Genomic DNA, 13,163 nt, shown 5'->3' on the forward strand with positions numbered 1-13,163 from the left:
CGGCAAGAAAGGACGTGGACGATGGCTGAGAAAAGCGGTGCCGACATTCTGATCGAGGCGTTGGGCGATCTCGGCGTCGAGATCGTGTTCGGCTATCCCGGCGGCGCGGTGCTGCCGATCTACGACGCACTCTTTCATCAAAAGAAAATCCGCCACATCCTGGTGCGCCACGAACAGGCGGCGACGCACGCGGCCGAGGGCTATGCGCGCGCAACCGGCAAGCCCGGCGTGGTGCTCGTCACGTCGGGGCCGGGCGCGACCAACGCGATCACCGGCATCACCGACGCGCTGATGGATTCGATCCCGATGGTGGTCATCAGCGGCCAGGTGCCGACCGCGTTGATCGGCACCGACGCCTTTCAGGAAGCCGATACGGTCGGCCTCACGCGCCACTGCACCAAGCACAATTATCTGGTGAAGGATCCGTCGCGGCTTGGCGAGGTGATCCATGAGGCATTCCATATCGCGACCTCGGGCCGCCCCGGCCCGGTCGTGATCGACATTCCCAAGGACGTGCAAGTCGCGACCGCGCGCTATACCGCGCCCGGCCCGATCCGGCACAAGACCTATCGCCCCCCCGCCGAGGCCGATCCGGCGCTGATCGACAGCGCGGTCGAGATGATCGCGGCGGCCGAGCGCCCGATCTTCTACACCGGCGGCGGCATCATCAATTCCGGCCCGGAGGCGAGCCGGTTGCTGCGTGAACTGGCGGCGCTCACCGGCGCGCCGGTCACCTCGACGCTGATGGGGCTCGGCGCGCTGCCTGCTTCGTCGGAACAATGGCTCGGCATGCTCGGGATGCACGGCACGTTCGAGGCCAATATGGCGATGAACAAGGCCGATCTGATCGTGGCGCTGGGCGCGCGCTTCGACGATCGCGTCACCGGCCGTCTCGATGCCTTCGCGCCGCATTCGAAGAAGATCCACGTCGATATCGATCGCTCGTCGGTCAACAAGAACGTGCGTGTCGATCTGCCCGTCATCGCCGATGTCGGCCATGCGCTCGCGGACATGATCCGCGTGTGGAAGGAACGCCGGCACCCCCGCCCCGATCTCGGCGAATGGTGGCGCCGGATCGACGGCTGGCGCGCGACGAGAAGCCTCGATTTCCCCGAGACGGACCCGCAGGCGATCATGCCGCAACGCGCGATCCGCGCGCTCTATGAGGCGACGAAGGATCGCGCCCCGATCATCTCCACCGAGGTCGGCCAGCATCAGATGTGGGCGGCGCAGCATTTCGGCTTCGAGGCGCCCAACAAATGGCTGACCTCGGGCGGGCTCGGCACGATGGGCTACGGCCTCCCCGCCGCGATCGGCGCGCAGCTCGGCCACCCGGATGCGCTCGTGATCGACATCGCCGGCGAAGCCTCGATCCAGATGAACATCCAGGAGATGGCGACCGCGGCGCAATACCGGCTGCCGGTCAAGGTCTTCATCCTCAACAACCAGTATATGGGGATGGTCCGCCAGTGGCAGGAACTGACCTATTCTAGCCGTTATTCACAGAGTTACAGCGAATCCCTGCCCGATTTCGTGAAGCTCGCCGAGGCGTACGGCTGGAAGGGCATCCGCATCGAGACCCGCGACCAGCTCGACGACGGCATCGCCGCCATGCTCGGCCATGACGGGCCGGTGATCGTCGATTGCGCGGTGTCGCAGCTCGCCAATTGCTTCCCGATGATCCCGTCGGGCGCAGCGCATACCGACATGATCCTTCAGGCGGCCGAAGTCTCCGGCACGATGAACGATGAAGCCAAGGCACTGGTCTGATCGCATGCACATCAAGGAAGAAGCCATCGAGCGGCACACGCTTGCCGTCATCGTCGACAACGAGCCGGGCATTCTCGCGCGGATCGCCGGCCTGTTCACCGCACGCGGCTACAATATCGAGAGCCTGACCGTCACCGACATTTCGGAGGACGATCTCGTCAGCCGGATCACGATCGTCACCTCGGCCTCGGCAAGCGTGATGGAGCAGATCATCGCCCAGCTCGAGCGGCTGGTGCCCGTCCACAAGGTCTCGGACCTGACGGCGCTGGGGCCGCACGTCGAGCGCGAGCTGGCGCTGGTCAAGGTCGCCGGCACGGGCGATCATCGCATCGAGGCGCTGCGGCTTGCCGACGTGTACCGCGCGCGCGTGATCGACGCGACGATCGAGAGCTTCGTGTTCGAGGTCACCGGCGGCAGCGACAAGCTCGACACCTTCGTCAATTTGATGCGCGAGGTCGGCCTGGTCGAAGTCGCGCGCACCGGCATCGTCGCGATCTCGCGGGGGCCGAAGGGGGCATGAATCACCAATCCCTCTCCCGCTGGGAGAGGGAGGGAGCCGGCGAAGCCGGCGGAAGGGTGAGAACGGCAACGTCTCCACCCTCACCAACTCCGACTAGCCGGCAGGCCGGCCGGTCTCCGTATCCTCTCCCGCTGGGCGAGGAATAAAGAGCAAAGGGAAGAACATGCGTGTCTATTACGATCGCGATGCCGATCTGAACCTCATCACGACCAAGAAAATCGCGATCGTCGGCTATGGCAGCCAGGGCCATGCCCATGCGCAGAATTTGCGCGATTCGGGCGTCAAGGAGGTGGCGGTCGCGCTTCGCGAAGGCTCGGCCACACGTAAGAAGGCCGAGGAAGCGGGCTTCAAGGTGATGACCAATGCCGAAGCCGCCAAATGGGCGGACATCGTGATGATCCTCGCCCCCGACGAGCATCAGGCCGCGATCTGGGACGCGGACCTCAAGGGCAATATCCGCCCCGGCGCCGCGATCGCCTTCGCGCACGGCCTCAACGTCCATTTCGGGCTGATCGAGCCGCCCGCCGACATCGACGTCATCATGATCGCCCCCAAGGGCCCGGGCCACACCGTGCGTAGCGAATATGTCCGCGGCGGCGGCGTGCCGTGCCTGATCGCGGTCGATCAGGATGCCAGCGGCAACGCGCATGATATCGCGCTCGCTTATGCCAGCGGCGTCGGCGGCGGCCTTTCGGGGATCATCGAGACCAATTTCCGCGAGGAATGCGAAACCGACCTGTTCGGCGAGCAGGCGGTGCTGTGCGGCGGCCTCACCCACCTCATCACCGCCGGGTTCGAGACGCTGGTCGAGGCGGGCTACGCCCCCGAAATGGCTTATTTCGAATGCCTCCACGAAGTGAAGCTGATCGTCGACCTGATGTATGAGGGCGGCATCGCCAACATGCGTTATTCGATTTCGAATACCGCCGAATACGGCGACATCACCACCGGCCCGCGGATCATCACCGACGAGACCAAGGCCGAGATGAAGCGCGTCCTCGCCGACATCCAGGCGGGCCGTTTCGTCAAGGATTTCGTCCTCGACAACCGCGCCGGCCAGCCCGAACTCAAGGCCAGCCGCAAGGCCGCCGCCGCCCATCCGATCGAAAAGGTCGGCAGCGAGCTGCGCGCGATGATGCCCTGGATCGGCGCCAACAAGCTGGTGGACAAGGACAAGAACTGACCTCCGCGGTCATCCCCGCGGAACGCGCGGCCCCATCTCATATTCGACCCACAGGCGCACGACGCGTGTCTGGCGGCGTCAGGAGATGGGTCCCCGCTTTCGCGGGGATGACGATTGAGGCTATAGCGACCCTGCAACAACCGGGAGTCGTGCTCATGCGTCTGGTCCTCGCCTCGCTTCTCGCCTTCGCCGCCGTTCCGGTCCTCGCGCAGGACATGCCGACCAAAGCGCCGGGCGCGCCCGATCCGTCGCGCGTCGTCGCGGGCACCTACACTGTCGATTCCGATCATACGCAGGTGCTGTTCACCGTCACGCACCTGGGCTTCAGCACGTATACCGGCATGTTCGTCGCGCCGACCGGCACGCTGACGATCGATCCGAAGAACCCGTCCGCCGCCAAAATCGACATCACCTTCCCGATCGCCAAGGTGGTGACTACCGCCGCCGGGCTCGACGAGCACCTTCAGAACGCCGACTTCTTCGACGCGGCCAAATATCCGACCGGCCGTTTCGTCTCCACCAAGGTGACGATCGCCAACCAGACCGCGCAAATCGACGGCAACCTGACGCTCAAGGGCGTCACCAAACCGGTGACTCTCGACGCGCAGTTCGTCGGCGCGGGCAACGGCCCGATGGGGCCGCCCAAGGTCAATGTCGGCTTCGCCGCGACGACGACGATCAAGCGCAGCGATTTCGGGATCAGCTACGGCATTCCGCTGGTTTCCGACGAGGTGCTGCTGACGATCAACGCCGCCTTCATCCAGCAATGAGCGAGCCCGGCGAAGGCGCGCGCGGCGTCGGCCGGGTCGAGGCGTTTTCGGACGGCGTGGTCGCGATCATCATCACGATCATGGTGCTCGAACTCCATCCCCCGGTCGCACCCGAATTCGGCCGGCTGTGGACGCTCTGGCCGATCTTCCTCGCCTATGTGCTGAGCTACGCCTATGTCGCGATCTACTGGGTCAACCACCACCGCCTGTTCGGCCACGCGACCTGTGTCACCAACGCGCTGGTCTGGTCCAACATGGCGCTGCTGTTCACGCTGTCGCTGGTGCCGTTTTCGACCTCGTATCTGGGCGAGCATCATTTCAGCCGCGAGGCGACCTGGCTCTATCTCGTCACGATGCTGCTGCCCGCCTTCGCCTATGTCTGGTTGCAAACGGTGATCCGGCGCACCGGCAGCCAAAGCCATGATGCCCGCGCCTATCATCAGCAGACGACGCGCAAGGGCGTGTTCGCGACCTTCCTCTATGCCTCGGGGATGGCGCTCACCTTCGTCTCACCCTGGCTCGGTATCGCCTGCGCCGCGCTGGTTGCCTTGTTCTGGTTCCTGCCGACCAGCCCCGTCGACCGGCTGTTCGGCGGCGATTAGCGCAGCTTATAGCGCCCGAAACGTCGCGGTGCTGGACAAGACCGCGCGTCTGCGCCAATACGCACCCACGATGACGCTGACCGCGCTTCTTCTTCCGCTGCGACTTATCCGCCCTTAGGCGGAACGATCCGGCGCGTGCGCGCTCCCGCCTAAGGGCCGTTTGCTTTCGATACCGATCCGTCGTGCGGCCCGGCCGCCGCGGGCGTCACCGTGACAGGACACCCCATGCTGAACGATCCGAGCGTCAAATACCGTCCCTTCCCCCAGATCGATCTGCCCGATCGACAATGGCCCAGCCGCGTCATCACCACGCCGCCGCGCTGGCTTTCCACCGACATGCGCGACGGCAACCAGGCGCTGATCGACCCGATGGACGCCGAGCGGAAGCGCCGTTTCTTCGATCTTCTGGTCAAGGTGGGGCTCAAGGAAATCGAGGTCGGGTTCCCCAGCGCCGGCGCGACCGAGTTCGATTTCATCGCCGGCCTCGTCCAATCGGGCGGTGTTCCCGACGACGTGACGATCCAGGTGCTCACCCAGTCGCGCCGCGACCTGATCGAAACGACCTTCCAGAGCCTGGTCGGCGCCCCGCGCGCGATCGTCCACCTCTACAACGCGGTGTCGCCGGCATGGCGCAAGATCGTGTTCGGCATGAGCCGCGACGAGATCCGCCAGATCGCGGTCGACGGCGTCAAGGTGCTGCGCGACGAAGCCGCGAAGCAGCCCGATACCGACTGGCATTTCGAATATTCGCCCGAAACCTTCTCGACCGCCGAACTCGATTTCTCGGTCGAGGTCTGCGAGGCGGTGATGGACGTGCTCCAGCCCACGCCCGAACGGCCGCTGATCCTCAACCTGCCCGCGACGGTCGAATGCGCGACCCCCAACGTCTATGCCGACCAGATCGAATGGTTCTGCCGCAACGTGCCGAACCGCGACAGCGTGGTGATCTCGCTTCACCCGCATAACGATCGCGGCACCGGGGTCGCGGCAGCCGAACTGGGGCTGATGGCGGGCGCCGATCGCGTCGAGGGCTGCCTGCTCGGCAATGGCGAGCGCACCGGCAATTGCGATCTCGTGACGGTCGCGCTCAACATGTACACGCAAGGCGTGCATCCGGGGCTCGATTTCTCGGACATCGACGAGGTGGTGAACACGGTCAATTACTGCACCAACCTGCCCGTCCATCCGCGCACGCCTTATGCCGGCGATCTGGTGTTCACCGCGTTTTCGGGCAGCCACCAGGACGCGATCAAAAAGGGTTTCGCCGCACAGGAAGCGCGCAACGACGAGTTCTGGGAAGTCCCCTATCTGCCGATCGACCCCAAGGATCTGGGCCGCGATTACGAGGCGGTGATCCGCGTCAATTCGCAGTCGGGCAAGGGCGGGGTCGCCTGGGTGATCGAACAGGACAAGGGGTTGAAGCTCCCCAAACGGCTCCAGGCTGCGTTCAGCCGTCACGTCCAGCAGCTCGCCGACGAGGCCGGTCGCGAACTCAACGCCGATGACATCTGGCAACTTTTCAAGCGTACCTATCTGCCCGGCGACACGGATCGCTTCGTGCTGGTCGATTACGAGGAAAGCGGCCCCACCGGGCAGCGCACCTTCGTCGGCCGGATCGCGATCGACGGCGAGGAACGCTCGGTCAGCGGGCGCGGCAACGGCCTGATCTCAAGCGTCGTCATCGCGCTGCGCGATGCGTGCGGGATCGCGCTCGACGTCGCCGATTACAACGAACATGCGATCGGCCAGGGTTCGGAGGTCGCCGCCGCGGCCTATCTCGAATGCACCACGCCCGACGGCCGCACCGTATTCGGCGTCGGCCGCGATACCGACATCGCGACAGCCTCGGTCCGCGCTGTTCTGAGCGCCGCAAACGCGCTTTAGGCGAGCCCCAGCGTCCCGGAACACGCCCGGGGTGGCGGGGCGTGTTCGCGCGCGCGCATACGTGCGCGCGCGTGACAAGCGGGCCGCGACCCGCTAGACCGTCTCCCAACCGAAACATACATCCGAAAGCGTGAAAATTTGACCGACGAGACCGTCCTCGGCGACCCCTCGGACATTACCCCCATTTCCATCGTCGAGGAGATGAAGACCTCGTATCTCGATTACGCGATGAGCGTGATCGTGGCGCGCGCGCTGCCCGATGTGCGCGACGGGTTGAAGCCCGTCCACCGCCGCATCCTCTATTCGGCGAGCGAGAGCGGCTTCTATCACAACCGGCCCTATCGCAAGTCCGCGCGCATCGTCGGCGACGTGATCGGTAAGTACCACCCGCACGGCGATACCGCGATCTACGACGCCCTCGCGCGCATGACGCAGGATTGGTCGATGCGCGTGCCGCTGATCGACGGTCAGGGCAATTTCGGCTCGATGGACCCTGATCCGCCCGCGGCGATGCGCTACACCGAAGCGCGCCTCGCCAAGGTCGCGAACGCGCTGCTGACCGATCTCGACAAGGATACGGTCGATTTTCAGCCCAATTACGACGCCAGCGAGAGCGAGCCGCAGGTGCTGCCGGCGGCGTTCCCCAACCTGCTCGTCAACGGTGCCGGCGGCATCGCGGTCGGCATGGCGACCAACATCCCGCCGCACAATCTGGGCGAAGTGATCGACGCCTGCCTCGCCTATATCGACAACGGCGGGATCAGCGTCGACGAACTGATGGAGATCGTGCCCGCGCCCGATTTCCCGACCGGGGCGCTGATCCTCGGCCGTTCGGGCGCGCGCTCGGCCTACCAGACCGGGCGCGGCTCGATCATCGTGCGCTCGCGCCATGTGATCGAGGAAGGACGCGGCGACCGGCGCTCGATCGTGCTCACCGAAATCCCTTTCCAGCAGGGCAAGAACGCGCTGGTCGAGAAGATCGCCGAGGCCGCCAAGGACAAGCGTATCGAGGGCGTCAGCGATATTCGCGACGAATCGAACCGCGAAGGCGTGCGCATCGTCATCGATCTCAAGCGCGACGCCACGCCGGAAGTCGTGCTCAACCAGCTCTGGCGCCACACGCCCGCGCAAGGGTCGTTTCCCGCCAACATGCTCGCAATCCGCGGCGGTCGGCCCGAGACGCTCAACCTGCGCGACATCATCGAGGCGTTCGTCAAGTTCCGCGAGGAGGTCATCACCCGGCGCGCCAAGTTCGAGCTGCTCAAGGCCCGCGAACGCGCCCATATTCTGCTTGGTCTCGTCATCGCGGTCACCAATCTCGACGAAGTGGTCCGTATCATCCGTGGATCGGCGAGCCCGGCCGCCGCGCGCGCCGCATTGCTCGCCCGCGAATGGCCGATCGCCGAGATCGCGCCCTATATCCGGCTCGTCGAAGCGGTCGAGGCCGAGGTTACCGGCAACACCTACCAGCTCTCCGAAATCCAGGTCCGCGCAATCCTCGATCTGCGCCTCCACCGCCTGACCGCGCTGGGCCGTGACGAGATCGGCGACGAGTTGCAGCAGCTCGCCGAATCGATCGCCGATCTGCTCGAAATCCTGTCCAACCGCGCGAAGCTCTACGGCGTGATGCGCGGCGAACTGGCCGCGATCCGCGATGAATTCGCCACCCCGCGCAAGTCCGAGATCACCGCCGCCGCCGACGGGATCGAGGACGAAGATCTGATCGAGCGCGAGGACATGGTCGTCACGGTGACGATGGAAGGCTATATCAAGCGCACCCCGCTCGATACCTTCCGCGCCCAGCGCCGCGGCGGCAAGGGCCGCGCGGGCATGGCGACCAAGGACGAAGACGTCGTCACCGAATTGTTCGTCACCTCGACGCACACGCCGGTGCTGTTCTTCTCGACCGCCGGCAAGGTCTATCGCATGAAGGTCTGGCGGCTACCCGAAGGCGGCCCGGCGACACGCGGACGGCCGCTCGTCAACCTTCTGCCGCTCGGCGAGGGCGAGACGATCTCGACGGTGCTGCCGCTCCCCGAGGACGAGGCCGAATGGGGTGCGCTCCACGTCATGTTCGCCACCGCCAAAGGCTCTGTGCGGCGCAACTCGATGGATGCGTTCACCAACGTCCCCTCGAACGGCAAGATCGCGATGAAGTTCGAAGGCGAGGACGAGGACGACCGGCTGATCGGCGTCGCCTTGCTCGGCGACAATGACGACGTGCTGCTCGCCACCCGCCGCGGCAAGGCGATCCGCTTCCGCGGCGACGACGTCCGCGCGTTCCAGAGCCGCAACTCGACCGGGGTGCGCGGCATCCGCCTTGCCAGCGAAGGCGACGAGGTGATCTCGCTCTCGATCCTCCATCGCGGTGGGATGCGCGACCAGCAGGAGCGCGAGGATTATCTGCGTTTCGCGCCGTGGAAGGCCGAGAAGGAAGGCGCCCCCGCAATGACTGCGGAACGCTTCGCCGAGCTGTCGGGCCGCGAACAGTTCATCCTCACCGTCTGCGCGGGCGGCTATGGCAAGCTTTCCTCGGCCTACGAATATCGCCGCACCGGACGCGGCGGCCAGGGCATCACCAATATCGACAACATCCGCCGCAACGGCCCCGTCGTCGCCAGCTTCCCGGCGACGCAGAGCGACCAACTCATGCTCGTCACCAACCAGGCCAAGCTGATCCGCATGCCGCTCGATTCGTTGCGCGTCATCGGCCGCGGCTCGGCGGGCGTGCGGCTGTTCGATGTCGCCGAGGGCGAGCACGTCGTCTCCGCCGCGTTGCTCGAGGAGAATGAGGAAGACGCCGAGGCCGATCTCGGCGACGGCCCGAAGCACGACGCCCCCACCCCCGACGGCGACACCGGCGAGGATCTCGCCGCCGGCCCCGAAGACGGCGAGTGACGCCACCGGTCGCCTACAAGGTGCTGACCGAGCCCCAGATGAAGGCGCTGGAGACCGGCGCCTTCGCGGGCGCGCCGGTCGACCTGTCGGACGGCTATATCCACCTCTCGACCGCCGATCAGCTCGCCGGGACGATCGCGAAACACTTCGCCGGCCAAGGCGACCTCTGGCTCGCCGCCGTCGATCTGGAGGCGCAGGACGATCCCGTGAAATGGGAGGAATCGCGCGGCGGCGCACGCTTCCCCCATCTCTACGGCCCGCTCCTGCTCGAAACCGTGATCGCCTACGGCCCGCTCGAACACGAACCCGACGGCACCATCCGCCTACCCGTCGCGGGCTGAGTCCGCAGCGAGCGTCCGCACCACCCCCACCGCGATCAATGCCTGCCCGGCGAAATAGAGCGGCCACACCAGCAGCGTCGGCACGAACGAGCCCGCCAGCGGACCGAAACGCGCGAAGATCAGCAGGTCCGACGCCACGAACAGCATCGCGCCGATGCCGGTGCGATAGCGCGGGAAGCGACTCGTCCACGCCATCGCTGCCATCAGCCCGAGGATTGCAGCATAGATTCCCACCGCCACCACGTCATCACCGCGCCACACTAGGGCGACCGAGATCGCCACCGTCGCCGGCGCGACCAGCCAGCCGAGCGCGCGCTGGCTGGGGGTGAGCGCCGCCCGCCGATGCCGCAGGTAGAGCCCGATCGCGACCAGATGCCCGGCAAGGAATGCCGCCGCCCCCGCGATCATCCCCACCGCCTCGAGCAGCACGTCACCCGCCGCGCCCAGCGCAAGCACAATCGCGATCAGCCAGCCGTCGAGGCCCCGCGCCTCGCTTGCCGCCCACGCCGCGAGCAGCGCGACGCCTGCGCCCTTCCAGGCGATCATGGCCGGTCCGTTCCAGCCCAACCACGCCGCGAGGCAAAAGGAGCCCCCCGCCACCAGCGCCGCCCACAGCAATCCGCGCATCGTCCCCTCCCCGTCGTGTCACCACAACTTGTCTTGTCTCCGCGACGATGCCAAGCGCCAAGCCATGAGTACCTATGACGTTCACATCATCGGCGGCGGCCTCGCCGGATCGGAAGCCGCCTGGCAGCTCGCCGAAGCGGGGTGGCAAGTGCGCCTTTCCGAAATGCGCGGTTCGGGCGAGACCACGCCCGCGCACCAGACCGATGGCCTCGCCGAACTGGTCTGCTCGAACAGCTTCCGCTCGGACGATGCGGAGAGCAATGCGGTCGGGCTGCTCCACGCCGAAATGCGCAGCCTGGGCTCGCTGATCATGCGCGAGGGCGGCGTCCACAAGGTGCCCGCGGGCTCCGCGCTCGCGGTCGATCGCGACGGCTTTTCAGCCGGCGTCACCGCGGCGCTCACCGCGCATCCCAATATCATGATCGTGCGCGAGAAGATCGACACGCTGCCCGCCGAGGGCCTAACGATCGTCGCCACCGGGCCGCTCACCGCCCCCGGTCTCGCGGCGAGCATCGGCGGCGCCACAGGCTCCGACGCCCTCGCCTTCTTCGATGCGATCGCACCGATCGTCTATCGCGACAGCATCGACTTCGACGTCGCCTGGTTCCAGTCGCGGTGGAACAAGGGCGACGGCAAGGATTACATCAACTGCCCGCTCGATAAAGATCAGTATCTCGCCTTCCACGCCGGCCTGCTCGACGGCGAAAAGACCGAATTCCGCGAATGGGAAAAGGACACGCCCTATTTCGAGGGCTGCATGCCGATCGAGGTGATGGCCGCGCGCGGGGTGGATACGCTGCGCTACGGCCCGATGAAGCCGGTCGGGCTCGACGATCCGCGCACCGGGCGCTGGCCCTATGCCGTCGTCCAGTTGCGGCAGGATAATGCCACGGCGACCTTGTGGAACATCGTCGGCTTCCAGACCAAGCTCAAGCACGCCGAGCAGGTGCGGTTGTTCCGCACGATTCCGGGCTTGGAAAATGCCGAATTCGCGCGGCTGGGCGGGCTGCACCGCAACACCTTCGTCCGCTCGCCCGACTTGCTCGATCCCACGCTACGGCTCAAGGCACACCCGAATATCCGCTTCGCCGGCCAGATCACCGGCTGCGAAGGCTATGTCGAAAGCGCCGCGATCGGGCTGCTCGCGGGGCGTTTCGCGGCGGCGGAGCTTGCCGGACGTGCGCTGGCACCGCCACCGCCGGCTACCGCGTTGGGCGCGCTGCTCGGCCACATCACCGGCGCCGCCGAGGCCGAAACCTACCAGCCGATGAACGTCAATTTCGGCCTGTTTCCACCGATCGAGGGCCGCACGAAGAAGGCCGATCGCAAAAAACTCTACACGTCGCGCGCGCGTGAAGCGCTCGCCGGGTGGATCGCCAGGTAAGCACGCGCGAGGCCCTTCCTATTCACCCCCTTCGGAGCACACGCATTTCGGCTTGGGTTTCGTCTTGCGGCGCGTGGTCGCGAACTCGGCGCGGGTGAGCTTGCCCGATTTGTCGGCATCGGCATGGGCGAACCTCTCGCTGGTGGCGATCGCCCATTCCTCGAAGCTCAGCCGCCCGTCATGGTCGGTATCGAGCTTCGCATAGGCCTTGCGCCGCGGCGCGAGCAATTCGTCGCGGGTGATGATGTCGTCGCGATCCTTGTCGTAACGATCGAAGCGCTTCTGCTCGCGCGTCTTCTCGTTCGCCTCGGGTGCCTTGCTCGGGAGCGGTGCCGGCGGCGCGATCGCGTCAGGCGGTGGCGCGGGCGGAAGCACGGGCGCCGCCGCGCGGCTGCCGAACAGGAACACCCCCGCCATCCCCAGCAACAGCACCGCGCCGCCCCCGGCCAAAATCCGCCACATCGCCGATCTCCCCCACGATCGGGCGACAGGCTAGCGCGACCGCGCGTCAGGTCAAATCGTCAGCGGCCCGACATCCGATGCCATAGCAGGCGCGCAACCCGGCGCGGCGCGCCTTTGGCCGGGCGCTGGCCCTCCGGGCTCGCCAGATCGAAGCGTGCGAGATGGACGAGCGCGCCGAGCGTGCGCGCCGCCCGCGGCCAATCGGCGTCGGCCGCGCCGTCGAGCCGCACCTGCGCGAGCAAGCGCGCGCGCTCGACCAGCACCCGATCGTCGACATGGTGCGCAAGATCAGCCAGCGCCCAGCCTTCTCCGGCAGGCGCCAGCACAGGCCGATCGACGCCGACGACCCGGCCGGCGAGCGTGAACAGCCGGCCGCCGCGTTCGCGCGCGTGGCGCAACAGCCCGGCATCGTCGAGTTCGGGCTCGACCAGTTCCTCCCACCCAGCCACCAGCGCCGCAAGGTCGGCGCCCGTCACCCCGATCGGCAACAGTTCGGCCGCCGCCGCGACCAGAACGGGCTCGGCGGGCGGCGGTGCGGTATCGAGCCGCGTCAGCGCATCGTGCCACCAGGTCAGCCGCATCTGGCCGAGCATCGGCTCGGTCGTGGTGCGCAGCACATCCGCCAGCGTCGTATCGAGCGCGAACAGCGCCCGCAACGCCGCCCGCGCCGCGTGCGGTGCGTAACAGATCGCCAACGCCAGTTCGGGATCCTCGGTCGCCAT

The 13,163-nt window shown here is 66.6% G+C and carries 12 protein-coding genes; 9 read left to right on the forward strand and 3 right to left on the reverse strand.

Features of this window, described 5'->3' with window-relative positions; translation table 11 throughout:
* Window positions 1–21: 21 nt before the first annotated feature.
* The 8 genes from DFR49_RS19445 to DFR49_RS19480 all read left to right on the forward strand — a co-directional run bounded on the left by DFR49_RS19445 (window position 22) and on the right by DFR49_RS19480 (window position 9,968).
* Complete coding sequence (locus tag DFR49_RS19445; RefSeq protein ID WP_119037386.1) at window positions 22–1,770, forward strand: acetolactate synthase 3 large subunit; 1,749 nt, start codon at window positions 22–24, stop codon at window positions 1,768–1,770.
* A 4-nt stretch (window positions 1,771–1,774) separates the two neighbouring features.
* A complete protein-coding gene (gene ilvN, locus DFR49_RS19450) occupies window positions 1,775–2,290 on the forward strand; it encodes an acetolactate synthase small subunit (protein WP_119037387.1) in 516 nt (171 codons plus the stop codon).
* A gap of 163 nt (window positions 2,291–2,453) precedes the next feature.
* The gene (gene ilvC, locus DFR49_RS19455; protein ID WP_119037388.1) at window positions 2,454–3,473 is read left to right on the forward strand and encodes a ketol-acid reductoisomerase; all 1,020 of its coding nucleotides are present in this window, start codon (window positions 2,454–2,456) and stop codon (window positions 3,471–3,473) included.
* Window positions 3,474–3,628: 155 nt separating this feature from the next.
* Window positions 3,629–4,243 (forward strand): YceI family protein, encoded by a 615-nt coding sequence (locus DFR49_RS19460; RefSeq protein WP_119037528.1) that lies wholly within the window; start codon window positions 3,629–3,631, stop codon window positions 4,241–4,243.
* A complete protein-coding gene (locus DFR49_RS19465) occupies window positions 4,240–4,845 on the forward strand; it encodes a TMEM175 family protein (protein ID WP_119037389.1) in 606 nt (201 codons plus the stop codon). The genes DFR49_RS19460 and DFR49_RS19465 overlap by 4 nt, the downstream gene beginning before the upstream one ends.
* A 225-nt stretch (window positions 4,846–5,070) precedes the next feature.
* Window positions 5,071–6,729: a 2-isopropylmalate synthase gene (gene leuA, locus DFR49_RS19470; RefSeq protein ID WP_119037390.1), complete on the forward strand. Its 1,659-nt coding sequence runs from the start codon at window positions 5,071–5,073 to the stop codon at window positions 6,727–6,729.
* A 138-nt stretch (window positions 6,730–6,867) separates the two neighbouring features.
* Window positions 6,868–9,627, forward strand: coding sequence for a DNA gyrase subunit A (gene gyrA, locus DFR49_RS19475; RefSeq protein ID WP_119037391.1), 2,760 nt, complete (start codon window positions 6,868–6,870; stop codon window positions 9,625–9,627).
* A 38-nt stretch (window positions 9,628–9,665) separates the two neighbouring features.
* Entirely contained in the window at window positions 9,666–9,968 is a 303-nt protein-coding gene (locus DFR49_RS19480; protein ID WP_119037529.1) for a DUF952 domain-containing protein, read from the forward strand.
* Here the strand turns inward: DFR49_RS19480 and DFR49_RS19485 are convergent.
* Window positions 9,951–10,595 (reverse strand): lysoplasmalogenase family protein, encoded by a 645-nt coding sequence (locus tag DFR49_RS19485; RefSeq protein ID WP_119037392.1) that lies wholly within the window; start codon window positions 10,593–10,595, stop codon window positions 9,951–9,953. The genes DFR49_RS19480 and DFR49_RS19485 overlap by 18 nt on opposite strands.
* Window positions 10,596–10,659: 64 nt before the next feature.
* Here DFR49_RS19485 and trmFO point away from each other — a divergent pair, with 64 nt between their 5' ends.
* Window positions 10,660–11,979: a methylenetetrahydrofolate--tRNA-(uracil(54)-C(5))-methyltransferase (FADH(2)-oxidizing) TrmFO gene (gene trmFO, locus DFR49_RS19490; protein WP_119037393.1), complete on the forward strand. Its 1,320-nt coding sequence runs from the start codon at window positions 10,660–10,662 to the stop codon at window positions 11,977–11,979.
* Window positions 11,980–11,997: 18 nt separating this feature from the next.
* On the opposite strand, the gene DFR49_RS19495 is transcribed toward trmFO, so the two are convergent.
* Together DFR49_RS19495 and DFR49_RS19500 are read right to left on the reverse strand one after the other, a co-directional pair.
* Window positions 11,998–12,441, reverse strand: coding sequence for an EF-hand domain-containing protein (locus DFR49_RS19495; RefSeq protein WP_119037394.1), 444 nt, complete (start codon window positions 12,439–12,441; stop codon window positions 11,998–12,000).
* 59 nt (window positions 12,442–12,500) lie between these two features.
* Window positions 12,501–13,163: a squalene/phytoene synthase family protein gene (locus DFR49_RS19500; protein ID WP_119037395.1), complete on the reverse strand. Its 663-nt coding sequence runs from the start codon at window positions 13,161–13,163 to the stop codon at window positions 12,501–12,503.

Source organism: Hephaestia caeni (assembly GCF_003550065.1).
Classification (GTDB): Bacteria; Pseudomonadota; Alphaproteobacteria; order Sphingomonadales; family Sphingomonadaceae; genus Sphingomonas; species Sphingomonas caeni_A.